24 protein-coding genes are annotated in these 25,932 nt (G+C 66.6%); 11 read left to right on the forward strand and 13 right to left on the reverse strand.

Features of this window, described 5'->3' with window-relative positions; all coding sequences use genetic code 11:
- Positions 1 to 18 precede the first annotated feature (18 nt).
- The 4 genes from EYW47_RS13945 to EYW47_RS13960 all read left to right on the forward strand — a co-directional run bounded on the left by EYW47_RS13945 (position 19) and on the right by EYW47_RS13960 (position 5,008).
- Positions 19 to 1,680: an FHA domain-containing protein gene (locus tag EYW47_RS13945; RefSeq protein WP_133195405.1), complete on the forward strand. Its 1,662-nt coding sequence runs from the start codon at positions 19 to 21 to the stop codon at positions 1,678 to 1,680.
- 227 nt (positions 1,681 to 1,907) lie between these two features.
- Positions 1,908 to 3,161: an MFS transporter gene (locus EYW47_RS13950; RefSeq protein WP_133195454.1), complete on the forward strand. Its 1,254-nt coding sequence runs from the start codon at positions 1,908 to 1,910 to the stop codon at positions 3,159 to 3,161.
- Between the two features lie 278 nt (positions 3,162 to 3,439).
- Entirely contained in the window at positions 3,440 to 3,925 is a 486-nt protein-coding gene (locus tag EYW47_RS13955; protein ID WP_133195406.1) for an adenosine-specific kinase, read from the forward strand.
- Positions 3,926 to 3,931: 6 nt separating this feature from the next.
- The gene (locus EYW47_RS13960; protein ID WP_240763676.1) at positions 3,932 to 5,008 is read left to right on the forward strand and encodes an ATP adenylyltransferase family protein; all 1,077 of its coding nucleotides are present in this window, start codon (positions 3,932 to 3,934) and stop codon (positions 5,006 to 5,008) included.
- Here EYW47_RS13960 and EYW47_RS13965 read toward each other — a convergent pair.
- The 7 genes from EYW47_RS13965 to EYW47_RS13995 form a co-directional block, all read right to left on the reverse strand.
- Positions 4,994 to 5,740, reverse strand: a complete 747-nt coding sequence (locus tag EYW47_RS13965; RefSeq protein ID WP_133195407.1) for an ABC transporter ATP-binding protein — start codon at positions 5,738 to 5,740, stop codon at positions 4,994 to 4,996. The two genes, EYW47_RS13960 and EYW47_RS13965, sit on opposite strands and share 15 nt — an antisense overlap.
- Entirely contained in the window at positions 5,737 to 6,525 is a 789-nt protein-coding gene (locus EYW47_RS13970; RefSeq protein ID WP_133195408.1) for an ABC transporter ATP-binding protein, read from the reverse strand. The genes EYW47_RS13965 and EYW47_RS13970 overlap by 4 nt, the downstream gene beginning before the upstream one ends.
- Positions 6,522 to 7,745: a branched-chain amino acid ABC transporter permease gene (locus tag EYW47_RS13975; protein ID WP_240763677.1), complete on the reverse strand. Its 1,224-nt coding sequence runs from the start codon at positions 7,743 to 7,745 to the stop codon at positions 6,522 to 6,524. Before EYW47_RS13975 ends, EYW47_RS13970 begins: the two co-directional genes overlap by 4 nt.
- A gap of 168 nt (positions 7,746 to 7,913) precedes the next feature.
- A complete protein-coding gene (locus EYW47_RS13980; RefSeq protein WP_133195409.1) occupies positions 7,914 to 8,879 on the reverse strand; it encodes a branched-chain amino acid ABC transporter permease in 966 nt (321 codons plus the stop codon).
- Positions 8,880 to 8,934: 55 nt separating this feature from the next.
- Entirely contained in the window at positions 8,935 to 9,396 is a 462-nt protein-coding gene (locus EYW47_RS13985) for an acyl-CoA thioesterase (protein WP_133195410.1), read from the reverse strand.
- A 125-nt stretch (positions 9,397 to 9,521) separates the two neighbouring features.
- Complete coding sequence (locus EYW47_RS13990) at positions 9,522 to 10,052, reverse strand: NUDIX domain-containing protein (protein ID WP_133195411.1); 531 nt, start codon at positions 10,050 to 10,052, stop codon at positions 9,522 to 9,524.
- A gap of 174 nt (positions 10,053 to 10,226) precedes the next feature.
- Positions 10,227 to 11,573: a YbfB/YjiJ family MFS transporter gene (locus EYW47_RS13995; protein ID WP_133195412.1), complete on the reverse strand. Its 1,347-nt coding sequence runs from the start codon at positions 11,571 to 11,573 to the stop codon at positions 10,227 to 10,229.
- Between the two features lie 149 nt (positions 11,574 to 11,722).
- On the opposite strand from EYW47_RS13995, the gene EYW47_RS14000 reads away from it, so the two are divergent.
- Positions 11,723 to 12,652 carry a LysR family transcriptional regulator gene (locus EYW47_RS14000; RefSeq protein WP_133195413.1) on the forward strand — a complete coding sequence of 310 codons (930 nt, stop codon included), beginning with the start codon at positions 11,723 to 11,725 and terminating at the stop codon, positions 12,650 to 12,652.
- A 130-nt stretch (positions 12,653 to 12,782) separates the two neighbouring features.
- On the opposite strand, the gene alaS is transcribed toward EYW47_RS14000, so the two are convergent.
- A complete protein-coding gene (gene alaS, locus EYW47_RS14005; protein WP_133195414.1) occupies positions 12,783 to 15,407 on the reverse strand; it encodes an alanine--tRNA ligase in 2,625 nt (874 codons plus the stop codon).
- A 342-nt stretch (positions 15,408 to 15,749) separates the two neighbouring features.
- Between alaS and EYW47_RS14010 the strand changes: the two genes are divergently transcribed.
- The 4 genes from EYW47_RS14010 (at position 15,750) to EYW47_RS14025 (ending at position 19,476) form a co-directional block, all read left to right on the forward strand.
- A complete protein-coding gene (locus tag EYW47_RS14010) occupies positions 15,750 to 16,970 on the forward strand; it encodes a CaiB/BaiF CoA transferase family protein (protein WP_133195415.1) in 1,221 nt (406 codons plus the stop codon).
- 96 nt (positions 16,971 to 17,066) lie between these two features.
- Complete coding sequence (locus EYW47_RS14015) at positions 17,067 to 17,324, forward strand: type II toxin-antitoxin system ParD family antitoxin (protein WP_133195416.1); 258 nt, start codon at positions 17,067 to 17,069, stop codon at positions 17,322 to 17,324.
- A complete protein-coding gene (locus tag EYW47_RS14020; protein WP_133195417.1) occupies positions 17,321 to 17,626 on the forward strand; it encodes a type II toxin-antitoxin system RelE/ParE family toxin in 306 nt (101 codons plus the stop codon). The genes EYW47_RS14015 and EYW47_RS14020 overlap by 4 nt, the downstream gene beginning before the upstream one ends.
- Positions 17,627 to 17,751: 125 nt before the next feature.
- Positions 17,752 to 19,476, forward strand: coding sequence for a glutamine--tRNA ligase/YqeY domain fusion protein (locus tag EYW47_RS14025; protein WP_133195418.1), 1,725 nt, complete (start codon positions 17,752 to 17,754; stop codon positions 19,474 to 19,476).
- A gap of 156 nt (positions 19,477 to 19,632) precedes the next feature.
- Here EYW47_RS14025 and EYW47_RS14030 read toward each other — a convergent pair whose 3' ends face one another.
- Together EYW47_RS14030 and EYW47_RS14035 are read right to left on the reverse strand one after the other, a co-directional pair.
- On the reverse strand, positions 19,633 to 20,082 hold the full coding sequence (locus EYW47_RS14030; protein ID WP_133195419.1) for an NUDIX hydrolase: 450 nt from the start codon (positions 20,080 to 20,082) through the stop codon (positions 19,633 to 19,635).
- A gap of 7 nt (positions 20,083 to 20,089) precedes the next feature.
- Entirely contained in the window at positions 20,090 to 20,476 is a 387-nt protein-coding gene (locus tag EYW47_RS14035; protein ID WP_133195420.1) for a hypothetical protein, read from the reverse strand.
- Positions 20,477 to 20,718: 242 nt separating this feature from the next.
- Between EYW47_RS14035 and EYW47_RS14040 the strand changes: the two genes are divergently transcribed.
- The gene (locus tag EYW47_RS14040; protein ID WP_133195421.1) at positions 20,719 to 20,961 is read left to right on the forward strand and encodes a hypothetical protein; all 243 of its coding nucleotides are present in this window, start codon (positions 20,719 to 20,721) and stop codon (positions 20,959 to 20,961) included.
- Positions 20,962 to 20,991: 30 nt separating this feature from the next.
- Here EYW47_RS14040 and EYW47_RS14045 read toward each other — a convergent pair whose 3' ends face one another.
- Positions 20,992 to 22,407, reverse strand: coding sequence for a cytochrome-c peroxidase (locus tag EYW47_RS14045; protein WP_133195422.1), 1,416 nt, complete (start codon positions 22,405 to 22,407; stop codon positions 20,992 to 20,994).
- A gap of 340 nt (positions 22,408 to 22,747) precedes the next feature.
- Between EYW47_RS14045 and EYW47_RS14050 the strand changes: the two genes are divergently transcribed.
- Positions 22,748 to 24,331, forward strand: a complete 1,584-nt coding sequence (locus EYW47_RS14050) for an acid phosphatase (RefSeq protein ID WP_133195423.1) — start codon at positions 22,748 to 22,750, stop codon at positions 24,329 to 24,331.
- Positions 24,332 to 24,488: 157 nt separating this feature from the next.
- On the opposite strand, the gene EYW47_RS41350 is transcribed toward EYW47_RS14050, so the two are convergent.
- A complete protein-coding gene (locus EYW47_RS41350; RefSeq protein ID WP_205710070.1) occupies positions 24,489 to 25,355 on the reverse strand; it encodes a TylF/MycF/NovP-related O-methyltransferase in 867 nt (288 codons plus the stop codon).
- Positions 25,356 to 25,719: 364 nt separating this feature from the next.
- Positions 25,720 to 25,902: a hypothetical protein gene (locus EYW47_RS14060; protein WP_133195424.1), complete on the reverse strand. Its 183-nt coding sequence runs from the start codon at positions 25,900 to 25,902 to the stop codon at positions 25,720 to 25,722.
- Positions 25,903 to 25,932 lie beyond the last annotated feature (30 nt).

Consider the following 25,932-nt stretch of genomic DNA (forward strand, 5'->3'; position numbering starts at 1 on the left):
GCCCTGCGAGTCCCTCCCATGACTGAACAATCCAATTTCGGCATCAAGCTTTCGGTGCTCACCTGCAACGGCGCTGCGCCGGGAAACGTCGTCGGCACCGAATTCGGCGCCAGTGGCGGCACGATCGGCAACGGCGCCGGCAACACCCTCGTGCTGCCCGACGACACCGGCGGCGTAGCCGCCCACCATGCGGATATCCGCTGCGTGGCCGGCGGCTGGCGCATGCGCAACATCAGCGAGCGCGGCACGCTGACAGTCAACGGCAAGCCGCTCACGCCCGGCGGCGACATGCGCGTGGGCGTGGGCGACTTCATCGGCCTCGGCCCGTACGTGCTGCGCCTGGCACCCGGGCTCGTCCCCCCGGACTGGCGCGCCGACGCGGCACCTGCGCGCACGGACGGTGCCCAGGCGGCATCGGCACCGGATGGGTTGAGCCCGCCACACCGCGAAGCCGGCCCGCTCTCCGAAGCGCCCTCAGCCGGCTGGCTCTCGGACGGCACCACGCTGCTCGAGTCGCCGATCGCGTTCGGCGACCTGACGGATGTGCCGGTGGATCCGCTGGCCCTGTTCGGATCGGTCAACCGCGCATGGCCGGGCGCGCACAATCCACAAGCCGCCGACCTGTTTGGCGAGGAAGTCAGCGTGGGTTCGCGAGCCGATGGAGCGCCTGCGCCGCTGGAGCCGCGTGCTCATGCGGGCGAGCGCCGCACGCCGACCGAATTGAACAACGCGTTCACGATGAACGTAACGACGCCCGGCGTTGTGTCGCCTGGCGCTGCGACGCTCACGCCGGACGTCGCTACGCCGGGCGGCCCTACGCCTGAGCATCGTGACGAACTCTTGCGAGCCGATGCGGAAGGCGCGCCAGCCATGGCGCCGCTATCGCCGGAAGCGTTCGATGCCCACGGCCTGTTCGAGGAACCGGACCACGCCGCAATGGCAAACGCGAGCGACGATCCAGGGTCCAGCGGCGCGCCGTGGAACGACGCTGTGGAGCCGCGCGTGCCCATGAAAGTCCGCTACGACACGCATTTCGGCGTCCCGCCGCACGACGTCACGCCAGCTACGTTCGCCGGGCCGCCGTTTCGATTCGACGAGCTGGCCGCGAGGCAAGCATCCGCCGTAGCGCCCGCCCCCGCTCGCGGGGGGCGCGCTGCGGGGCTTGGCGCGGGCGTCACGACGGCTGGCATGGCGACACCCAGCGTGGCAACGCCAGGCGTGGAGGCATCCGGTGTGGGAACTTCCGGCATGGGGACTTCTGGCGTGGCGGCCTCTGGCGCTGCAACGCCCGGCGTTGCAAGGCCCGCCGGGCCGAGGCGCCACGAAGCCGGCGACCTGCGAGCACGCGCCGCGGCACCCCCCCCCGCTGAAGCACCCAACGACCGGTTCGCAGCGCTGCGCGCATCGTTTCCCACGACGCTCGCCGCGAGCCGCTCCAAGGGCAGCGCTGCACCGCTGCCGCCCGACGTCATCGACCCGCTGGAGATTCACGCCACGCTTGGCGCCCAGTCATTGCCCACGGCGCAAGAAGACGCCGTGTCGGCCCTCGTCGGGGCGTTCTTCGCGGGCGCGGGCATTTCGGCTCACGATGCGGCGGCGGCCGGCCTCGACATCGAGTTCATGTACATGCTCGGCGGCGTGGCCCGCACGCTGCTCAGCAAACGCCACGGACCGTCATAGCGAAGCGCCCGGGGCCCCGCTACGCAAGAGGTCATGCAGGAGATCTGCCGGAAATGGCCGGCTCTCGACAAAAGATGTCCGGACTGTTCGGTCGAGACACATTACACTGCGCTTCACAACTCCTATACATGACCTTTTCATGCCATCGCCGCGTTGGGTTCTTGATGCCATCAAGGACCCAACGTTTGTCGCGGCGCCCGCGTGAAGCCTTTTTGCTTATCGACAATATGGAAACCAGCCTCGACAAGCGCGCCGCGCCCGGCGCCACGCCTGTGTCCGCCGCCTCCACGGCCTCCACCGGTGTGCAGCGCACCGTGTACTCCGTGCTCGGCGCGATCAGCTTTTCGCATCTGCTCAACGACATGATCCAGTCGTTGATCCTGGCCATCTATCCGATGCTCAAGGACAACTTCTCGCTGTCGTTCACGCAGATCGGCCTCATTACGCTCACCTACCAGATCACGGCTTCGATGCTGCAGCCGCTCGTGGGCGTCTATACCGACAAGCGTCCGCTGCCGTACTCGCTGCCCGTCGGCATGGGCTTTACGCTGTGCGGCCTGTTGCTGATGTCGGTGGCGCCGAGCTACGCCGTGCTGCTCGTCGCGGCGGCGCTCGTGGGTTGTGGCTCCTCCGTGTTCCATCCGGAGTCCTCGCGCGTCGCGCGCATGGCCTCGGGCGGCCGCCACGGCCTCGCGCAATCGCTGTTCCAGGTGGGCGGCAACGCCGGCTCTTCGCTTGGACCGCTGCTCGCGGCCGCGATCGTCATTCCGCACGGCCAGCGCAGCATCGCGTGGTTCTCGGTGGCGGCGCTCGTCGCGATGTTCGTGCTCACGCAGATCGGCCGCTGGTACAAGGCTCATCCGGCGATGAAGAAAAAGCGCGCAGAGGTCCCGCACGTCGCGCTCTCGCGCCGCAGTGTGGCCACCGCGATCGGCATTCTCGTACTGCTCGTGTTCTCGAAGTACTTCTACCTCGCGAGCATCAACAGCTACTTCACGTTCTATCTGATCGACCGCTTCCACCTGCCCGTGCAGGCCGCCCAGGTGCATCTGTTCGTGTTCCTCGCGGCCGTGGCGGCGGGCACGATCATCGGCGGCCCGGTGGGCGACCGCATCGGCCGCAAGTACGTGATCTGGGGCTCGATTCTGGGCGTGGCGCCGTTCACGCTGCTGCTGCCCTATGCCAACCTGTTCTGGACCAGCGTGCTGACCGTGATCATCGGCGTGGTCCTCGCCTCGGCTTTCTCGGCCATCCTCGTCTATGCGCAGGAGCTGATCCCCGGCAAGGTGGGCATGGTGGCAGGCCTGTTCTTCGGCTTCGCATTCGGCCTCGGCGGCATCGGCGCGGCGGTGCTCGGCCAACTGGCGGACGCCACCAGTATCGCCTTCGTCTACAAGGTCTGTTCGTTCCTGCCGCTGATCGGCATCCTCACCGTGTTCCTGCCCGACGTCGAGGGCAAGCGGGCGACAAAGACAGCCTGAGCGCGATCCCCCGCCGCTGCCGCGCTAACGCGCGCGATGCATGAACCAACGGCCGGTTGCCCAGCGGGGCGCCGGCCGTAATGAGAGGGTCAGCCGGATCGAAACAGCCGGATCGGCTTACGCTGATCGGGCTGTTTCCTTTTCGGGGGATCGGCGGCCCATACGCCGGGCCACGCCTTGGACGCGCCGCGACTTCGTACTAGTCTTCTTGAACCACGCCGCGCGCTCCTCGTCGTCGAGCGGCGGCGGCCTTCGAGACGCCCCGCGCGAGGTCCGCCATGCAACTGTCCACGGTAGAGATCGTCAAGCCCGAAGCCACCAACTTCATCCTCGGGCAAACGCACTTCATCAAATCGGTCGAAGACCTGCACGAGGCGCTCTACGGCGCGGTGCCGGGCATCCAGTTCGGCCTCGCGTTCTGCGAGGCCTCGGGCAAGCGCCTCGTGCGCCGCTCGGGCACGAACGACGCACTCGTCGAAATGGCCACGAGCAACGCGCTGCGCATCGCGGCGGGCCACAGCTTCATCGTCTTTCTCGGCGACGGCTTCTTTCCCATCAACGTGCTCAACGTCGTGAAGGCCGTGCCCGAGGTGTGCCGCATTTTTTGCGCGACCGCCAATCCGACCGAAGTGCTGATCGCCGAAACGGACAAGGGGCGCGGCATTATCGGCGTGGTGGACGGCGAGCCGCCGCTCGGCGTCGAGACCGAAGAAGACGTGCGCTGGCGCCACGACCTGCTGCGCGCGATCGGCTACAAGGCCTGAGCGCCGATGGCCGCGACCGTGCTCACGGCCCGCACCCTGCGCGACGCGATCGCGCAGCGCACGCGCGACGCCTTGCGATGCGGCGCGCTGCAGCCCATCGAAACCGCGCTCATGCACATCGACGATGGCGGCGTGCGCTTTGCCGTGCGCCAGGTGTCGAGTCTCGCGCGCAAGGAGGCGGCGCGGCGCACGGATGCGCCTTCGCGAGACATGCCACAGGCGCCTGCGCGCAACCCCTTCCTGCCTTACGACGACGATCTGTGCGTGGGCGAGCTCTCTTCGACGCACGTCGCGCTGCTCAACAAGTACAGCGTGCTCGACGAGCATCTGCTGATCGTCACGCGCCGCTTCGTGCCACAGGAGGTGCTGCTCGATCATGCCGACTTCGCGGCGCTGCTCGTCGTGCTGCATGGCTTCGACGCGCTGGGTTTTTACAACGGCGGGCCGCAAGCCGGCGCGAGCCAGCCGCACAAGCATCTGCAGGCCGTGCCGCTGCCGCTCGATGCGGCGGGGATGGCGGTGCCTGTCGAGACGCTGCTCGACGCGGCGCCGGCCGATGCGGTGGCGGCCGGTGCGGCGGGTGTCGATGCGGCAGCGGCCTATGCCGCAGCGGCCGATGCGGCGACCGCTGCCGTGCGCGTGCCGGGGCTGCCTTTCGCGCACGCCTTCGCGCGGCTCGATCTGGCGGGGAGAGCGAATGGAGCAATCGCAGGCGGGGACGCACTACGGGACGCACCACAGGGCGCACTACAGGGCGCACTACAGGACGCTCAACCCGACGCACAACGCGCACTCGACACCTACCGGGCGCTGCTGCATGCGGCCGGCATCGGGACCGTCGAAGTCGAAGGCGTGGCGCATCAAGACGCGCCGTACAACCTGCTCGTCACGCGCCGCTGGATGCTGGTGGTGCCACGCGGGACAGAGCGCGTCGAGGGCATCTCCGTGAACGCGCTCGGCTTCGCGGGCTCGCTCTTCGTGCGCGACGCTGCGCAACGGGAGACGCTCGCGCGCATCGGGCCGATGACGGCGCTCTCGCGTGTCGCCAAACCGCTCGCGCCGAAGGCTTCAACCCACGCCTAGCCAGTCGCGCACGACGTCGTCGCGCTGCACGAGCGCCTGCGGCGCGCCCTCGAACACGATGCGCCCATGCCCCATCACCGCGACGCGGTCCGCCAGTCCCGGCGCCAGTTCGAGCCGCTGCTCGATGAGCAGCAGCGCGACACCGCGCTCGCGCAGCGCGCGCAGGCACGCGCCTACGCGCGCGGCCATCTGCGCGGACAATCCTTCGGCGGGTTCGTCGACGATGAGCAGATCGGGGTCGCCCACGAGCGCGCGGGCCAGCGCGAGCATCTGCTGCTCGCCGCCCGAGAGCACGCCCGCGCGTGCGCTGCGGCGCTCGCGCAAGATCGGAAAAAGCGCGTGGGCGTCGTCGATGGTAAATCGCGGGGCGCGGCGCAGTGCACCCCGCCGTTCCCCCGCTCGTGCACCTGGACCGCGCTTTGCGAGACCGAGGCGCAGGTTCTCGTCGACGCTTAACGTCGGGAACACGTCGCGCTGCTCCGCCACGTAGCCCAGGCCCAGCCGCGCGATCTCGAACGTGCGCAGCGGCGCGAGATCCACGCCCGCGAAACGGCGCGTGCCGTCGGCTTCCACCATCGAGATCAGCGCCTTCGCGAGCGTCGAGCGACCGGAACCGTTGCGGCCCGCGAGCGCGACCACCTCTCCCGCGCCGACGCGCAGATCGACGCCGTGCAGCACCTGGCTCGCGCCATACCAGGCGCGCAGATTCGCGACTTCGAGGAGCGTGTTCATGGCGAGCGCCTCATGTGCCCCGGGGCGTTGAAGCGCACATCGAAATGCGCGCCGAGATACGCGTCGCGCACGGCGGGATCGCTGCGAATCGCCTCGGGCGTGCCCGTGGCGATCACACGCCCCTGCACCAGCACCGAGACGCGGTCGGCCAGGCCGAACACCGCATCCATGTCGTGCTCGATCAGCAGCACCGTCTTGCCCGTGGTGGTCGCGCGAATCAGATCGACGGCGCGCGCCGCTTCAGCGCGGTTCATGCCCGCAGTGGGTTCGTCGAGGAGCAGCGTCTGCGCGCCGCCCGCGAGCGCGAGGCCAAGGTCGAGCGCGCGCTGCTCGGCATAGCTCAGCGTCGCGGCCTCGCGCTGTGCGGCGTGCGCGAGGCCGAGGGCGTCGAGCAGTGCGTCCACGCGCGTATCGGCGCGCGCCGAGCCGAACCAGCGCGCAGCCAGCCCCGCGCCGCCGCGCAGCGACGCCAGCACCGCACAGCGCAAGTTCTCGCGCACCGTAAGGCGCGCGAACACGCTCGTGGTCTGGAAGCTGCGCGCAAGGCCACGTCTTGCGAGCACGGCGCTCGCAAGACGCGTGACGTCCTCGCCGTGCAGCACGATGCGGCCTGCGCTCGCACGGCGCTCGCCCGCGATCAGGCTAAACAGCGTGGACTTGCCCGCGCCGTTGGGGCCGATCACCGCATGGCGCTCACCCGGGCGCACGTCGAGATCGACGCCGCGCAGCACGGCCGTCGCGCCAAAGCGCTTCTCGACGCCGATGAGCCGCAGCGCGGGCATCATGCTGCCTCCTTGCGCTGGTCGAGCCGGTCGAGCCGCTCGAGCGCGCGCACCGCTCGCCGCGCACGGCACCCTGTCCAGGCCGCCACGGCCGACAACGCGACGATCGCCACGGCGAGCCCCGCCGCCGCATGGGTAGACAGCGTGCCGAGCCATGCGCCGGGATCGTCGTCGCCCAGGCGCAGCGCGTAGGCCCATTGGACCGCCAGCACGAGCGCGAACGCGCCGCACGAGGCCGCCAGCGCAGCCATCGCCCAGTACCTGCCGCAGCGCCGCCAGCCGTGCCGCGCGAGCGCCGCGCGCTGACGCGCGATCAGGCCCGCGAGCCCGTCGGGCGCCACCAGCACCATGACGATGAAAAAGAGCCCCACATAGAGCATCCAGGCCCGCGAGACGCTCGCCACGCCCACGCTGAACGCCACCCACACGAGCGCGCCGAGCGCCGGCCCGAAGAACGACGCGGTCCCGCCCGTCACGGTCGCAATGAGCACGGCTGCCGAGCGCATCATGCCGACGCTTTCGGCCGCGGCCAGCTCCACATTGATGAGCGTGAGCGTGCCCGCGACGCCGGCAAAGCCCGCGGCGAGGACGATCATCATGGCCCGCACGCGCGCGGGCGGCGCGCCCAGCGCTGCGGCGCGCACCGGGTTGTCGCGTACGGCGTTGGCGAGGCGCACGAACGGCGCGCGCGCAAGCACGTAGATCGCGGCGCACGCGATGAGACACCACGCAGCGATGACCCAGTACGCCTGACGATCCGGCCCGAAGGTCCAGGCCGCCACAGGCACGATGGCCGGCCCGCTCGTGCGGTCGATGGCGACGCCCGCCTCGCCGCCGAACCAGTCGGGCAACGCCCACGCGGCAGCGGCGACGAGCTCGCCGAGCCCGAGCGTGATCATGGCGAACGCGGTGCCCGCGCGGCGCGCGGCGACGAGCGCAATCAGCACGCCGACCGCCGCGCCCGCCATGCCGCCCACGAACGGCAGAAGCGGCAACGGGATCGCGTAGCGATTGAAGAGGTGTGCGGCCACGAGTGCCCCAAGCCCGGCGGGCGCGGCATGGCCGAACGACAGCAGCCCGGTCTCGCCGAGCAGGAGGTTGTACGAGAGCGCGAAGACGATCATCGTCGCCGCCTGGGCGAGGCACGCGAGCAGCCAGCCCTGTGGCACGCCCGTGGGCGAGAGCCACGCCGAAACGAGCGGCGGCAAGCCGAGGAGCGCCACCAGCCCGAGCCAGGGCGCCCAGCGGAATGCCGCCCAGCGGGATGCCGCCCAGCGAGATGCCGCCCAACAGAACCAACGTGGCAGCCGGCGTGGAGCCGGCGCATGAGGCTCAAGGCGCCGGCCAGCCGCGTCCATCCGTGTGCGAGATTTATCGGCTTTCATGGCGCGTCACGCGTCCTCGCCGCGTTGGCCGAAGAGGCCTTGCGGGCGCACCGCGAGCATCGCGACCAGCAGCAGATACGGCAGCAGCGGCGCAATCTGCGCGAGCGTGAGCGCACGCCACGCGGGCGCGAGCGTGACGCCAAGGCTCGCGGCCAGGTCGGCCAACGAGACATCGCTCGACACCGCGAAGGTCTGCAGCAGGCCCACCGCGAGCGAGGCAACGAACGCGCCCCAAAGCGACCCGAGGCCGCCCGTCACGACCACCACGAACACGATCGAACCAACCGATTCGGCCATCGCCGGCTCGACCACGAAGAGCGGCGCGGCAACCACGCCCGCCAGCGCGGCAAGCGCGGTGCCGAGCGCGAACACCATCGTCTGCACGCGCGGCACGTCGTGGCCGAGCGCCTCCACCGCCCCCCGATGCGTGAGCGCCGCGCGCACTACGAGGCCCGTCTGCGAGATGCGCAGCGCCACGTGGATCGCACCGAGCATGGCCAACGCCACGAGCATCGCGAACGCGCGATAGCGCGAGAACGCCGCGCCGCCGACCCTGAAAAGCGCGCCGTCGAGCCACGCGGGCACGGGCGCCGCGAGCGGCTGGAGTCCCCACACGAGCTTGACCAGCTCGCCGATCGCCCAGGCCGCGCCGAAAGTCAGCAGCAGCGCATTGAGCGGGTTGCCCGAGCTGTCCCGCCTGCCCGCGCGGGCCGCATGCGTGCTGCGCAAGAGCGTGGCTTCGAACGCCGCGCCCGCGAGGCCGGCGGCAAGCGGTGCGAGCACGAGCGCCCAGTCGAAGCCGAGCGTCCCGCCAAGCGTGACGCCCAGATACGCGCCGAGCATGTAGAAGCTTGCGTGCGCGAAATTGAGCACGCCGAGCATGCTGAAGATCAGCGTAAGCCCGGCGGACAGCATGAACAGCAGCAGGCCGTAGCTTGCGCCGTTGAGCGTGTCGATCACGAAAGCCTGCACGGTGGGCGCCTTGGGTGTTGCAGCGGGTGAGCGCGCGGAAGCGAAACGCGCTCGTTCAGGCCGGCGGCGCGCCAGCGCCCTCGACCACGAGCGGCGCGAGCGCGGCGCGCAATGCCTCGGGCAGCGCGCTCACGGGGCGGCGCGTCGCGCGCTCGACGTAGACGTGCACGAAGTGCCCCTGCGCGGCGGGCGTGGACTCGCCTTCGCGAAAGAGGCCGACCTCGTAGCGCACGCTCGACGCACCGAGCCGCGCCACGCGCAGCCCCGCCTCGACGCGCTCGGGAAACACGAGCGGCGCAAAATAGTTGCACTGCGTCTCGACCACGAGCCCGATGGTCGCGCCGTGCTCGATATCGAGTGCCTGGGCGCGGATCAGATACTCGTTCACGACGGTGTCGAAGTAGCTGTAGTAGACGACGTTGTTGACGTGGCCGTAGACGTCGTTGTCCATCCAGCGCGTGGTGATGGAGAGGAAATGGCGATAGTCGGAGCGCGCATTGGCAACGGGTCGGTTCATCGGACGGGTCGATTCATCGAATGGGCGAGACTCGGGGCGAGACTCGGGGCGAGACTCGGGGCGAGACTCAGGGTGACGGTCAGGATCCGACCGCGCTCAGGGTGCGCGAGGCGCCAGCGAGGCGCTCACTGCCCGGGCCGCTCGACATATTCGAACGGCAGGCCGCGCCGGCGCATCCATTCGCCGAGCGCCGGCCCCGTGCCCGCGCGCCATGGACGCAGCTCCGCGGGCTCGACGAGCCGATATTCGAGCAGCTCCGGCGAGAGCGCAATCGTGCCCGCCGCCTTCACGTGATACGCGATGATGAGCTCGTTCTTGCGGATGAATTCGTAGACGCCCACGAGTTCGACGCTCTGCGAGTGCAATCCGGTCTCTTCGTGCACCTCGCGCGCGATGCCCTGCTCCGGCGTTTCGCCGTTTTCGAGGAAGCCGGTGATGAGCGCGAACATGCCTTCGGGCCAGGCCGCGTTGCGAGCGAGCAGGATGCGCCCCTCGTACTCCACGATAGCCGCCACGACGGGCAACGGGTTGTTCCAATGGACATAGCCGCAGGCGATGTCGGGACACGCGAGGCGCACGCGGCCGCCCTCGTGCGCGGGGTCGGCGCGTTCGGTGAGGCGCGAGGCGCAACGCGGACAAAACTGGTATTCGCTCATGAGTCGGTAGGAGTCGCAGGATGCGCGGCGTGCCGTTCGGCGGGTCGCCCGTCAAACGGCATGCAATGGCAAGAAAACAGCACGAAACGGCTATTTTAGTGCGCCATCGCAGAAGGCGTGCGAAGCGTCCTGGGCCCGAGTCGAAACACGCCGCCCCGGCGAGGGACAGTTTGCTTACGCACGCGCTCGCACGGCGCGCCACACGAGCCCCGCCGCGCCCGCGAGCAAGGCCGCCGCCGCGAGCCAGAGCGAGGGCGAGAACGAGCCCGTCGAGGCCGCGAGCGGCGCGGCCACGAGCGGCCCGGCGATCTGCCCGATGCCATAGGCGCCGGTCGCATAGCCCATGAGCGCGGCGGCGTGCTCGCCTCGCAGCAGGCGCGCCTCGCGCATGGCGAAGAGCGTGATCGCCGTGAACGGCAGGCCGATCAGCACGCTGCCAAGCGAAAAGCCCGCGGCATTCGGCCAGACGATGCCGAGCGCGATCCCGAGCGCCTGCAGCACGTAGCACGCGGCGAGCATGAGCCGGTTGTCCCAGTGCAGCGGCAGGCGCGCCGCCGAGAGCGCTCCCACGATCAGCGCGATGCCGAACATCGGCCAGAACAGATCGGGCCACACGGAGCCCGGCAGCGCATGGCGCGCGATCACCGGCAAGAAGGTTGCCGTGATGATGTAGCCGAAGCCTGGCACCCCGTAGAGCAGGACGAGCCAGAAGGCGTCGGCGCGCGCGCCGTGGGATGGCGATGCTGGCGCGCTGATTTGAGCGGGCGGCGCTGGTGGCGCATTGCGCGCATTCGGCGCGGCCTGCACTGCGGCAGACGACGCAGCCACCGTTGTGGCCGCGGGTTGCGCCGCGGCTGCCGCCGGGCCTGCGCCTCGTTCCGCGCGGGACACCGCCTCACGGGCTTCACGCGCATCGTCGCCAAAGACCGGCCACACGAGCGCGGCGATGAGCACGCAAATCAACCCGAAGCCGATCCATCCCGCCTGCGCGCCAAAACCGCCCGCCGCGCTCACCAGCAGCCCCGTCGCGACGATGCCGACTCCCGGCCCCGTGTAGATCACGCCGCCCCACTCGTTTGCGCCCAGCTGCGCGAGGCGCCGCAGGCCCCATTGCGATGCGAACACGAAGGTCGCCGCGCTCACCGCGCCCGCCACGAAGCGCACCACCGCCCAGATCCAGAACGCGTGCGTCAGCCCCATCGCCACGGTCAGAAGCGCGGTCGCCGCGAGCCCGGCGCGCACGATGCGCGCGGGCGCGAAGCGCAGCGCCACGCACCCCACCGCGCCGACGAAATAGCCCGCGTAGTTGAGCGACGCCAGCCAGCCGCCGTGACGCAGGTCCAGTGCGCCGCCGTGCAGCATCAGCGGCAGGAGCGGTGTGAACGCGAAGCGCCCAACGCCGAGCGCCGCCGCCAGCGCCGCCATGCAGGCGAGCGCGGCACGCCGCGCGGCGTGCGGAAGATGGCCAGGATGAGCGGGAAGCGCGCGAGGGGCATCGGCGCGAGAAGCGATGTCGTTCATGGTCGGCGGCGGCCAAATGAGAAACCAGGGGGAAACTACGTGGGCGATGAGCGGCAGCGCATGCACGACGCCACCCTCCACATATTAGTCGCCGCAACCGTTCACAAAAAATGAATTATGATGAACGAATCCATCCCAAAGAGAGAATTATGGATCTCGCTGCGCTCGCGATCTTTCGCGCCGTCGTCCGCGAAAACGGCGTGACGCGGGCCGCCGCCAAGCTCAACCGGGTGCAGTCGAACGTCACCACGCGCATCAAACAGCTCGAAGAGCAGCTCGGCACGCCGCTCTTCACGCGCGACGGCCGCCGCCTCGTGCTCACGCCCGCGGGCGAGACGCTGCTGCCCTACGCCGAGCGGCTCCTCGCCCTCGCCGACGAGGCGCGCCACGCGCTCAAGGCGGGCGCGCCGTGCGGACGCCTGCGCCTGGGCGCCATGGAAAGCATGGCGGCCAGCCGCCTGCCCGGCGTCCTCGCGCGCTACCACCAGAGCTGGCCCGAAGTCACGCTCGAACTGGAGACCGGCACCACCGGCCACCTGATCGAGCGTCTGCGCGAATTCGAGGTGGACGCCGCGCTGATCGCGACGCCGCTTGCCGGCCCGCCCGATGCCGAAGTATTCGACTACGTGCGCGTGTACCGAGAGGAGCTCGTGATGATCACGCCGCGCGGCCATCGGCCGATCCGGGCGCCGGGCGACGTCGCGCTCTCGACGCTCGTGGCGTTCGAGCGCGGCTGCGCCTACCGCAACTATGTGGAGGCGTGGTACCTGGAGCACGGCATCCGGCCCACGCGCGTGCTGGAGCTCGGCTCGTATCACGCGATCGTCGCGTGCGTGGCGGCGGGCGCGGGCGTAGCCGTGGCGCCCCGCTCCGTGCTCGAATTGCAACGCAACGCCGACGAGGTGGCGATTCACTCGCTCGGCAAGCTCGGCCAGATCGATACGCTGCTCACATGGCGGCGCGGGCATTTCTCGCCCGCGCTCGACGCGCTGAAAACGGCGCTGGTCGAGCATGCGCAAAGCGAAGCGCGCGCTCGCGGCGATACGGCTAAATCCGAAGGTTTGCCCACGACCGCATGACATGGGCTGACGCGGTCTGATGCACACGGTGCGCGGCCGTCGCCCTGCGCGCGGAAATAAAAAAGGGCTGCCCTCACGGACAACCCTTTTTGCATCACAGCGGCCTCTCAGCCGCGTTGCGCCAGACGCGTTAGAGCTTCGCTTCGACCCAGCCCTTCACGCCCGCGAGCGCGGCGCTCAGGTTGGCCGGCTCGGTGCCGCCCGCCTGCGCCATGTCCGGACGGCCGCCGCCCTTGCCGCCCACCTGCTGGGCGACGAAGTTCACGAGCTCGCCGGCCTTGACCTTCTTGCTGGCCTCGGCGGTCACGCCCGCGATCAGGCTGACCTTGCCGCCTTCCACGGCCGCCAGCACGATCGCCGCGCTCTTGAGCTTGTCCTTGAGCTTGTCCACGGTCTCGCGCAGTGTCTTCGAGTCCGCGCCTTCGAGCGTGGCGGCCAGCACGTGCACGCCGTTCACCTCGATGGCCTGGCCCACGAGCTCGTCGCCCTGGCTCGACGCCAGCTTCGACTTGAGCGCGCCCAGTTCCTTCTCGAGCGACTTGACCTGGTCCTGCACCTGGGCGATGCGCTGCGTGAGCTCCGAGGGCTGCGCCTTGAGCGCCGCGGCTGCCGCGTTCACCCGCGCGTCGAGCTCCTGCACGAAACGCACGGCGTTGTCGCCCGTGATCGCTTCCACGCGACGGATGCCCGCGGCCACGCCGCCTTCCATCACGATCTTGAAGAGGCCGATGTCGCCGCTGCGGTTCACGTGCGTGCCGCCGCAAAGCTCACGCGAGAAACCGAGGTCGAGCACGCGCACTTCGTCGCCGTACTTCTCGCCGAAGAGCGCCATCGCGCCGCCCTTCACGGCTTCGTCGTAGGGCAGCACGCGCACGATGCCGGGCGCGTTCGCGAGCACTTCCGAGTTGACGATTTCCTCGACGCGCCGGATTTCCTCATCGGTCATCGGCGCATTGTGCGCGAAGTCGAAGCGCGTCTTCTCCGCGTCGACGAGCGAGCCCTTCTGCTGCACGTGCTGGCCCAGCACTTCGCGCAGCGCCTTGTGCATCAAGTGCGTGGCCGAGTGGTTGCGCGCCGTGCGGGCGCGGCGGATGGCGTCGATTTCCGCCTTCACGACGTCGCCCACCTTGAGCGTGCCTTGCTCCAGCGTGCCGTGATGGCCGCTCACGTCGGCCTGGACCTTGAGTGTGTCGGCCACCGCAAAGCGCACGCTCGCGTTCGAGAGCACGCCCTGGTCGCCCACCTGGCCGCCCGACTCCGCGTAGAACGGCGTGTGGTCGAGCACGACCACGGCGTCCTGGCCGGTCTTCACTTCGTTGACCGAAGCGCCATCGACATAAAGCGCGACGATCCTGGCGTCGTCGAAGACGATTTCCTCGTAGCCGTGGAACGTGGTCTTCGCGCCCGAGTATTCGAGGCCCTGCGCCATCTTGAACTTGCCCGCCGCACGCGCCTGCTCGCGCTGGCGCGCCATGGCGTCGTCAAAGGCCGGCTCGTCGACCGTGACGTTGCGCTCGCGGCAAACGTCCGCGGTGAGGTCGAGCGGGAAGCCATAGGTGTCGTGCAGCTTGAAGGCGAGCTCGCCGTCGAGCGTCTTGCCACCCTTGGCGTCCAGGTCGGCCAGCGCCGCTTCGAGGATCGACATGCCGTGCTCGATGGTCTCGAAGAAGCGCTCTTCTTCCTGGCGCAGCACGTCGGTCACGCGCTGTTGCGCTTCCTTCAGTTCCGGGTACGCCGCGCCCATTTCCGCGACGAGGTCGGCCACGAGCTTGTGGAAGAACCCGCTCTTGCGGCCGAGCTTGTAACCATGGCGGATCGCGCGGCGCACGATGCGGCGCAGCACATAGCCGCGGCCTTCATTGCCCGGAATCACGCCGTCGACGATCAGGAACGAGCACGCGCGGATGTGGTCGGCGATCACTTTCAGCGAGTTGTTCGTGAGGTCGGCGGTGCCGGTCTCGCGCCCAGCGGCCTTGATCAGGTTCTGGAACAGGTCGATCTCATAGTTGCTGTGCACGTGCTGCAGCACGGCGGCGAGGCGCTCGAGACCCATGCCCGTGTCGACGCACTGCTTGGGCAGCGGCGTCATGTTGCCCTGGGCGTCGCGGTTGAACTGCATGAACACGAGATTCCAGATCTCGATGAAGCGGTCGCCGTCTTCCTCGGGCGACCCCGGGGGGCCGCCCCAGATTTCCGGACCGTGGTCATAGAACACTTCCGAGCACGGGCCGCAGGGGCCGGTGTCGGCCATCTGCCAGAAGTTGTCGGACGCGTAGCGCGCGCCCTTGTTGTCACCGATGCGGATGATGCGCTCCGCCGGCACGCCCACTTCCTTCGCCCAGATGTCGTAGGCCTCGTCGTCTTCCTTGTAGACGGTGACCGTGAGCTTGTCCGCCGGCAGGCCGTAGACCTTGGTCAGCAGCTCCCAGCAGTAGTGGATCGCGTCACGCTTGAAGTAGTCGCCGAACGAGAAGTTGCCGAGCATCTCGAAGAACGTGTGATGGCGCGCGGTGTAGCCGACGTTCTCGAGATCGTTGTGCTTGCCGCCCGCGCGCACGCTGCGCTGCGCGGTCGTGGCGCGCGAGTACGGGCGCGATTCGGTGCCGAGGAACACGTCCTTGAACTGCACCATGCCCGAGTTGGTGAAGAGCAGCGTGGGGTCGTTGCCCGGCACGAGGCTCGACGAGCGCACGATCGTGTGGCCCTTCGACTCGAAGAACTTGAGGAATTTCTCGCGGATTTCGGCGGCTTTCATGGCGTGCTGTATGGTCCTTCGGGGCGTTCAGTGCTGAATCTTGTGAGGTCGTCTGGATTCGCGCATGCGCCCGGTTGCACCCGGATGCGCGCGGAATCGGCGATGCTGAATCGACCGATTATACGGGATCGCCGCCCGCTCGCGGCGGCCCGCACAGGCCGTGTGCGCGCTCGCGTCGGCGTCCCAGTGCGCTCGTCTGCCGCCTCTAGTAAGTTCCGCTTAGCGGAACATTGTACCGAAATTCACCATCTCCCGCCCAGATCGCTTAAGATGCCTGGATCGGCCGCCTCGCCTCCCGCGCGGACGGACTCCAAGCCTCAGAACGATATTGGAAGACACAGCATGGGCGCTCTCAGCCATATCCGCGTACTCGATCTCACCCGTGTCCTCGCCGGACCGTGGTGCGCACAGACCCTCGCCGACTTCGGCGCCGACGTCATCAAAGTGGAGCGCCCCGGCGCCGGCGACGACACGCGCCACTGGGGGCCGCCGTATATGAAGACGCCGGACGGCCAGGACACCGGGGAAGCGGCCTACTATCTCGCGCCGAACCGCAACAAGCGCTCGGTGACGCTCGACATCGCGACGCCCGAGGGCCAGCGCATCGTGCGCGAGCTCGCCGCGCAGAGCGACGTCGTGCTGGAGAACTACAAGGTCGGGCAGTTGAAGAAATACGGCCTCGACTACGAGTCGCTGCGCGCCGTGAAACCCGATCTCGTCTACTGCTCGGTGACCGGCTTCGGCCAGACCGGGCCGTACGCGCCGCGCGCGGGCTATGACTTCATCGTGCAAGGCATGGGCGGCTTCATGAGCATCACGGGCGAACGCGACAGCCTGCCGGGCGGCGGCCCGCAAAAGGCGGGCGTCGCGATCGCCGACCTCATGACCGGCATGTACGCCACCATCGCCGTGCTCACCGCGCTCGCGCACCGCGACCGCACGGGCACCGGCCAGTACATCGACATGGCGCTGCTCGACGTGCAGGTGGCCATGCTCGCGAACATGAACACGAACTACCTCGCGAGCGGCACGCCGCCCGCGCGCTGGGGCAACGCGCATCCGAATATCGTGCCCTATCAGGCGTTCCAGACGAGCGACAGCTGGATCATCCTCGCGGTGGGCAACGACGGGCAGTTCCGCAAGTTCGTCGAGGTCGCGGGCCGCCCCGAGCTCGCCGACGACGAGCGCTTCGCGACCAACCCCGCGCGCGTGCGCCATCGCGAGACGCTGGTGCCGATCGTGGCCGAGTTGATCCGCACGCGCACCAAGGCCGACTGGATCGGCGCGCTCGAAGGCGCGGGCGTGCCGTGCGGCCCGATCAACAACCTCGCGGAAGTGTTCGAGAACGAGCAGGTGGTCGCGCGCGGCATGCAGGTGGACGTGCCGCACCCGTCGGGCGCTACGGCGCGCCTCGTGCGCAACCCCATTCGCATGAGCGAGACGCCGCCCGTGGTGGCGAGCCATCCGCCGACTCTGGGCGAGCACACCGTGCAGGTGCTGCGCGACGTGCTCGGCTACGGCGAGGAGCAGGTGGCGGCGCTGCGGAGCAAGGGCGTCGTCTGATCTGAAGCAATTAATAACTATTGATAAAACTCCGCGAGGCAGCGTAGGATCGGTACGGTGTGAACCGGGAAAACAGCCCGCAACGAGGGAACGATCATGATCAGCGCCGATCTGGGACAGCAACTGGAAACGTATATCGCAAAGCTTGTGGAATCGGGCCGTTACGGCTCAAAGAGCGAAGTATTGCGTGAAGGCGTGCGCCTCATCCAGGATCGCGAGTCCCGGCTCGCCGCACTGGATAGGCTGATCACGAAGGGCATCTCGGATTCGGATGCCGGACTGGGCCGTCCGGCAGAAGGTGTGTTTGATCGCCTGGAGGCAAAATATGCGGCAAAGACCGGGCCCAATCGATGATCGTCACGCTCCTGCCCGATGCAGAAGCCGAGCTCGAAGATATTGCTGACTACATCGCACGGGATAATCCATCGCGTGCGTTGAGCTTTATCCGCGAGATCCGTGAAAAGTGTCTTTCGCTCGGCACAATACCTCACGCATTCCCGCTCGTGCCACGCTATGAAGAGCGCGGCGTGCGCTGCCGTGGGCACGGGCGCTATCTGATCTTCTACCGCGTCATCGGCGAACCGCCCAATCGAATCGATATTCTCCACGTCCTGCATTCGGCTCGAGACTACGCAGAGATTCTTTTTCCCGACTAAGCCATGCAACGCCCGCGAGCCGGAACTGGCAGGCCTGGTTTCGTCAGGTAGAATGGAAGGCACTACCGGGCGCCGGGTAGCGACTTTCCTTATGTACCGCGCCCTCGAACGACTTCCCTTTTCGCATGAATACCGAACGTAAAGACGCCGACCGCACGGACGCGCCTGCGGCATCCAATTTCATCCGCAACATCATCGACGACGACAACCGCTCGGGCAAGTGGGCGCAGCGCGTGGAAACGCGCTTCCCGCCGGAGCCGAACGGCTATCTGCACATCGGCCACGCGAAGAGCATCTGCCTGAACTTCGGCGTCGCGAAAAGCTATGGCGGCGTGTGTCACCTGCGCTTCGACGACACCAATCCTGAAAAGGAAAGCGTCGAGTACGTCAACTCGATCATCGACGCCGTCACCTGGCTCGGCTTCGAGTGGAAGAAAGAACAGGACGATCGCGACTACCTGTTCTACGCGAGCGACTACTACGACAAGCTCTACGAATTCGCCGAACTGCTGATCCAGCGCGGCAAGGCGTACGTGGACAGCCAGTCGCCGGAAGAGATGCGCGCGAACCGCGGCTCGGCCACGGAGGCGGGCAAGAACTCGCCGTTCCGCGAGCGCTCCGTCGACGAAAACCTCGACCTGTTCCGCCGCATGAAGGCCGGCGAGTTCGAGGAAGGCGCGCACGTGCTGCGCGCGAAGATCGACATGGCGTCGCCGAACTTCAACATGCGCGACCCCGTGATCTACCGGATCCGCTTCGCGCATCACTACCGTACCGGCGACAAATGGTGCGTGTATCCGATGTACGACTACACGCACTGCATCTCGGACGCGCTCGAGAACATCACGCACTCGCTGTGCACGCTCGAGTTCGAAGACCATCGCCCGCTCTACGACTGGGTGCTGGGCGAACTGGCCGATGCCGGCGTCTTCACGCGCCCGCTGCCGCAGCAAATCGAGTTTTCACGCCTGAATCTGACCTACGCGATCACCAGCAAGCGCAAGCTGCTGCAACTCGTGACCGAAGGCCACGTGGACGGCTGGGACGACCCGCGTATGCCCACCATCGTCGGCGTGCGCCGGCGCGGCTTCACGCCCGAAGCGATCCACCTCTTCTGTGATCGGATCGGCGTGACGAAGATCGATTCGTGGATCGACATGAGCGTGTTCGAAGGCGCGCTGCGCGACGACCTCGACGACAAGGCGCCGCGCACGGCCGCCGTACTCGACCCGCTCAAGCTCATCATCGACAACTATCCGGAGGACACGAGCGAAGACTGCACGGCGCCCGTGCATCCGCACCATCCGGAGCGCGGCCTGCGCACGTTCCCGATCTCGCGCGAGCTGTGGATCGAGCGCGAGGACTTCAACGAGACGCCGCCCAAGGGCTATTTCCGCCTGTTCCCGGGCAACAAGGTGCGTCTGCGCTATGGCTTCGTGATCGAATGCACGGGCGCGGACAAGGACGAGAACGGCAACGTGACCGCCGTGCACTGCAACTACTTCCCGGACAGCAAATCGGGCACCGAAGGCGCGAACAACTACAAGGTCAAGGGCAACATCCACTGGGTGAGCGCGGCGCATGCGTGCCCGGCGGAAGTGCGCCTCTACGACCGCCTGTTCCGCGAAGAGCAACCCGACGCGGGCGGCCGCGACTTCCTCGAAGCGCTCAACCCGAATTCCAAGCGCGTGGTGCAAGCGTATCTGGAGCCGGGCGCACGCGACGCGGCGCCGGAAGACCGCTATCAGTTCGAGCGTCACGGCTACTTTGTCGCCGACCGCTACGACTCGAAGCCGGGCGCGCCGGTGTTCAACCGCATCGTGGGCCTGCGCGACAGCTGGGGCAAGTAAGGACGCAAAGGCGGCCACAGGCCGTCCCGGCCGCTCGGAATGCAAAAAGCCCGCACAAAATGCGGGCTTTTTCTATTTCTGATGCCGCCGGTGCGGTCGGCTTGGCAGCGCCACTCAAGGCGCGAGCCAGAAGCAACAATCGAATGAATGCGTCAATCAGAGGCGCTCATGCAGCCCGGCGAGCGAGAGCGTCGTGCCGAAGAGCCGCGCGAGGCTGCGGCTCGCGTACTGGTCTACGTCGGCGGGCGCGACCCACAGCCAGGCGTCCATCTCGGGAATCATCACGCCGTCGTGCCGGCGCGGGAAAAGCGACACGCAGCGGCATTGCGAGAGATCGAGCTCCGCAGCTTGCGCGCGTGCGGCGAACAGATGCAAATCCTTGTCACGCCGATAGGCAAAGCGCCCGAGATCGACGAGCCGCGACGCGTCGATCGCAATGCCGGTCTCCTCGACCATTTCGCGCAGCGCGCTTTGCGCCTCGGTTTCGCCCGGCTCGCCCTGCCCCTTCGGAATGTCCCAGTGACCGGTGCCGGTCGCGTGCGCCAGAAGCACACGACCGTCCGGGTCAAGCAGCACGATGCCGCATGAGACGATCTTGCCGTTCACTGCGTGATCAGCGCTTCTTCTGGTAGACCCATGCGCCGTCGCCAACGCGGCAGAACTGCGGACGTAGCGTCATCGTCTGGCCCTTGGCGTTCACGACCACGTCCGAGTCGCGGCAAGTCTTGTCGCCGTCCTGCGCCGTCTTGGTCGGCGTGATGGTGGCGTCGATCTTCACGGGGTTGCGCAGGCCTTCGTTGCTCCAGTTGACGGTTTCGCCATCCTTCTTGGTGGCCACGGCGTCGCGCACGGCATGGGCGAGCGAGTCGTAGTCTGCCTGCTTCATCCAGCTGGCCGGCGTGTCGTTGAGAAAGCCCAGATTGGCGGCTTGGGCGGCCGGGCCAGCCGCAAGCAGGAACAAGCCAGCGAGGCCTGACAGGATACGGGGCGATTTCAACATTGAACTTTCTCCCTAAAGGACAATTGGGGCAATTGGGCAATCGTTAATTGCGGAAAAGGATAACACGCACCCCATTTTTACCTTGCCCTGCTTGGCGGCGTATTGCCGTGCAAGCCCCGCATGGGCGAGGATTTTCGACTTGCAATCCGACTACGTTTCGGATTGGTCCGATAGCGACTCAGGAAGGCATCCCATAAGCTTTTGACATTCAATCGCTTACGCACAAATAGGCATTTTCTGTCATGACTTACGCCATTGCCCTACGGATCTTTGCCGTGGTGCTTTCGCTGCTGTGCATCGGCCTCATGGCCATGATCGCGCAGCATACGCAAAAACCACAGCCCGAGTCGTCCGCGTCGCCCTACGCCATCCGCATCGACAACGCGCCGCGCTGGCCCGAGACCGTCGTGCGCGGCGGTTTCATATGCCTGCTTGCCTCATTCCTCGTGCTCACCGTCACCTGCATTCTTATCGCGCGCATCTGACGAAGCGCGCACGGCGCACGGCAGGCGCACTCAATGCGCCGCAGGCTGCCAGCCGTCGGTGAGCGTGCCCAGAAACGCAATCACATCCTTGATCTCGGCGTCGGAAAAGACCGGCGCGTCCCCTGGCTTGCGGTCGAACGGCGCATCGGTATTGAGGTTCGCCCAGTACTGGCGCGGCAAGTCGTCGAACTTCCTCACCTTGCCCTTCACCACCGGATAGAACGCCTCCGGATTCGTATCGCGCCGCGCATAGAAGCGCATCACGTCCTCCAGCGAGTGATAGATGCCGTTGTGGAAGAACGTCTTCTTGAGCGCGACGTTGCGCAGCGTCGGCGTGCGAAAGAGCCCGCAAAATTCGGCGCGGCCGCCTAGATCCGTACGCTCCGGGCCGCACGCGCCCAGATCGAAGAAGCGCGGATCGCGATTCACCGCGAGCGCGCGATTGCGCGGCACGCCGAGCGCGATCAGGCCGAAGTCGCTGAACTGCGGCGGCGAGCCGTCCTTCGCGCGCTGGCTGATGTGGCAGCTCGCGCAATTGCCCTTCTTCTCGTCGTTGAACAACTGCAGGCCGCGCATCTCCGCCGCGGTGAGCGGCGTCTTGCCCGCGAGATACGCGTCGTACTTGCTCGTGTACGGATAGAACACTTCCGGAGCCTGCTCGAAGGTTTCCAGCGCCTTGAGCACAGCCTTGAAGGTGGCGTCTTCATCGTCGAAGATGTGCGCGCCGAACGCCTCGCGAAACGCGTCGGCATAAGGCGCCGCTCGCACCGCGTCGGCCACCTTGCGCGGCGTGCTTGCCATCTCGAAGGACGAGAGCAGCGGAATGCGCGCCTGGTCCGAGCCGCGATCCACGCGGCCATCCCAGGTGAGACCGCCGGTTGGACCAGCGTCGACACTCTCGTCGCCTTCGTCGTCGGAGTCGTGATAGTGCTCCGCGAACGACGGCACGGCCTGCAGATACTTGAGCGTCGGCACCGCCCGCATGCCCGGTCGACGCAGATCCGCACCGCCGATCTGCACGTCGAGCGCGTTGGCCGGCGTGAAGGCGCGATCGGGATTGTGGCAGGTCGCGCACGACATCTTGCCCGAGCCCGAAAGCGAGGGATCGAAGAAAAGCTGCTTGCCCAACGCCGTCATGCGGCGCACCTGAGCGTAGACCTCGGCGCGCGACTGGCCATGCGGCTCGCCGTACGGCTGGCCCGCTGGGCCTGCCTGCGGACCAGGCGAAGACACGGCGATCTTCATCGGCTTGATACCGGTCCGGCTGCTCGTGCCGGCTGGGTCGCGGGCGATCGCATCACGCGCACTGCCCGCGCCGCTCGCTCCTTGTACAGCGCTGCCGGCACCCTCCGTCTGAGACGTGCCGCCATCGCACGCCGCCAGCAACGCCAGCACGCCGGCCACAACAATCAGCCGGCCATAACGGCGTCGCCGTCCTGCCGGCATTGGCGAACGCTTCTGAGTGCGCGTCGAGCGACGCGCCAATCTATGCAACATGAACGGATCCCCGGAGCTTGCATGTGCGGCGCGCGTCCTGCCGAACGCCATCGCGCCGCGGTTGTCGATGCACGTCATCGCGCGTCGAAATCGCGCAAGCGTATGTCAGCGACATGACGAATCGATGACTTTACGTAAGCACACCGTCATGCAATCACAGGGCCAATAAAAGCTAAACGTAATTATTTACATATGGCTGTCAAATTCCGTTGAGACACTGCGCGTCGCCCGAGGCCGGTGTCGTTCCCGCGCTGGCCGCCAAGGGGACCCCAACGCGAGAGAGAAAAGCATGATCAAGAGAAAATGGTTCTACGCAACGCCGATCGCAGCGGCTGCGGCGGCGCTAGCCGTCGCGGCGTGCGGCGGCAGCGGCGACAACAAGGCCGACCTGTCGTCGGTCAAGAACATCGTCGTGATCTACGCGGAAAACCGCAGCTTCGACAACCTGTACGGCAGCTTCCCCGGCGCAAACGGCCTGCAAAACGTGAGCGCGCAAAGCGCTCAGCAGCTCGACCGCGACGGCTCGGTGCTCGCCACACTTCCGACCGTCTGGAACGGCCTCACTCAAACGGGCGTCACGCCCGTAGTGACGGCGGCGATGACCGCGAACATGCCGAACGCCCCGTTCGCCATCGACGATCCGAAGGGCTACAACGCACCGCTCTCGGTGACGACGCGCGACCTCTATCACCGTTTTTACGAGAACCAGATGCAGATCCATGGCGGCAAGAACGACATGTTCGCCGCATGGGCCGACTCGGGCGGCCTCGTGATGGGCCACTACACCTCGAGCGCCGAAAAGCTGCCGCTCTGGAAGATCGCGCAGCAATACACGCTGGCCGACAACTTCTTCATGGGCGCGTTCGGCGGCTCGTTCCTGAACCACCAGTGGCTGGTGTGCGCATGCACGCCGTACTACGCGAGCGCGGACAAGAGCCCCGCAGCCGGCTCGATCTCGGCGGTCAACGCCGACGGCGTCTCGCTCACGCTCGCGTCGAACTCGCCGGCTTCGGCGCTCACCGGCATTCCGAAGTTCGTGAAGTCGGGCAACCTGACGCCCGACTTCTACGCAATCAATACGATGCAGCCGCCTTACCAGCCGAGCGGCAACGCGCCGGCTTCCGGCGGCGACACGAAGCTTGCCGACCCGAGCGCCGCTTCGACGCTGCCGCCGCAAACGGCGCAAAACATTGGCGACCTGCTCTCGAACGCGGGGGTCTCGTGGGCATGGTACGGCGGCGCATGGGGCGCGGCGGTGAGCGCGGCGCAGAACAGCACGTCGAATGTGATCTACGGCGCGAACATGACGGCGCCGAACTTCCAGCCGCATCATCAGCCGTTCAACTACTTCGCGAACTACGCGCCGGGTTCCGACGCGCGCGCGAAGCACTTGCTCGACGGCGGGATGGACGGCAGCGAGTTCATCAAGGCGATCGACGCCGGCACGCTGCCGCAAGTCGCGTTCTACAAGCCCCAGGGCAACCTCAACGAGCACGCGGGATACACCGACGTGGCGAGCGGCGATCAGCATATCGCCGACGTCATCGCGCATCTGCAGAAGAGCCCGCAATGGAACAACATGGTCGTGGTGGTTACGTACGACGAGAACGGCGGGTTCTGGGATCACGTCGCGCCGCCCAAGGGCGACCGATGGGGGCCGGGCTCGCGCATCCCGGCGCTCGTTATCTCGCCGTATGCGAAGAAGGGCTACGTCGATCATACGCAGTACGACACGACTTCTATCCTGCGGCTCATCACGCGGCGATTCTCGCTGCCGGCGCTGCCCGGGCTCACCGCGCGCGATGCCGCGCTCAAGAGCAACGGCGCGTCCGCTATGGGCGATTTGACTAATTCGCTTGATTTGAAGCTTTAAACGATCACGTCATCCACGGCTGGATATGAGGGCGTCCAGCTTTTTCTCGGGCAGCTTTTGGGCTGCCCGATTTTTTTGTTTATGCCTGTGCAAGAGCGAGAAAGGAAAACGGGCTACAAGCGCAGCCGCATCGATACTTGATATCGATGTGCGTCTTTTATTGATTGCGGATTAGGCAGGCGGCTCGCTGTCCACAACATGCAAACCATTCCACCTTCTTGCTGGTCCGCGCAAGGTACTCTGCAAATGCCTTGTATTCGTGCGCCTCAAACCCAGGATAGCAGAAATACTCATCGAACAGGATCACGGCCCCATCCATGAGCTTGTCTCCGAGGTTATCGAAGATGCAAGCGGTCGACGAATAGATATCGCAATCGACGTGGAGATACGCGATCTTGTCGATGGTGCTTCGATACGGCGGAATCGTTGCATCGAACCAACCCACATGGAGCTTCACGTTACTTCGAACCTCCGGCGTTTTCCCCTTACGGTCGAAGTCGAACGCTGCGTATCCTGACCACTCCTCCGGTAATCCCTCGAAGCTATCAAAGCCATCGATTCGAACATCCGGTCGACGGTCCGCGCAGAAGTTGATGGTATAGCCGGAGAACACGCCGAACTCGCAGTGTGCACCGTCCCGCGGCGCCTTGTCGATGCAATGTGCCAAAAATGGCTCGTACTGCTGGAAGATGAGCGCGTCAGGCATGTCACGCTCAACAATCACCGCCGATCGCCGAACCGCTGCATCCCCCAAAACCTTGAACAATGCTTCCGGAGTGCCGGGCTGATTGGCCGCGTCCGAAGGAACATTGACATTGACCGTCGGGGCGGCAACGTGCACTTCCGGCGGCACCACATTTACCTCCGGCGGTGCGACATTTACCTCCGGCGGTGCCACATTGACTTGCGGCACCGGCAGATGATCCAGCTTGCGCTCAAGGGCTTCCAAGCGTAACGCGCTGGTTTGAAGATAGATCGGAGCACGCCATAGTGCATGGAAAAACAACTGGACTTTCTTGAACATTTGACAGATGGATAAATGTGTTAGTAGGACCAGCTATTAAAATGCACCCGGCGTTTAGCAACAGCTCTAATGTGGCCTGGATTCCTGCGCTCAAGGGCGGCCGACAATCGGCGCGACGAAAGGCTAGCGGTCGATCCGACGGTCAATTAGTTCCCGGTGTTCCTCGACAACTTTCCGAAGGATATCGAATGATTCCTGTTTGGTTTCAGGGGTCATCAGGTTGCTCTTGCTCCGCAGCGGGATTTTTTCGCGAGGCTTCAGTGCCATTCCATCGAGCTTACGTGGCGCGGTCATATGATCTCCAAGTTCGACGCCTGAAATATCGGATAGCGAGGTTCAGTAGCTTGCTTGAGCCTTACAAAAATCAGGACTTCGAATTTTTTCGACGGGACACAATGCCCTCTCTTTGCGTCATACGCTTCCAAGCCTCGTCGGCATGCTGCTGGGCCGATTTCAGGGTATGCGCGGCCCGTTGGTTGGCTTTGTGCATTGGCGTGAACGCGGAAGTCAGGCCGGAAAATGCACGGCGGACAGTCTTGGTGACCATGATTGGCTCCGCGTTGACATCGGTGTGGTC

It is taken from the genome of Paraburkholderia silviterrae (genome assembly GCF_004353915.1).
GTDB classification, from domain to species: domain Bacteria; phylum Pseudomonadota; class Gammaproteobacteria; order Burkholderiales; family Burkholderiaceae; genus Paraburkholderia; species Paraburkholderia silviterrae.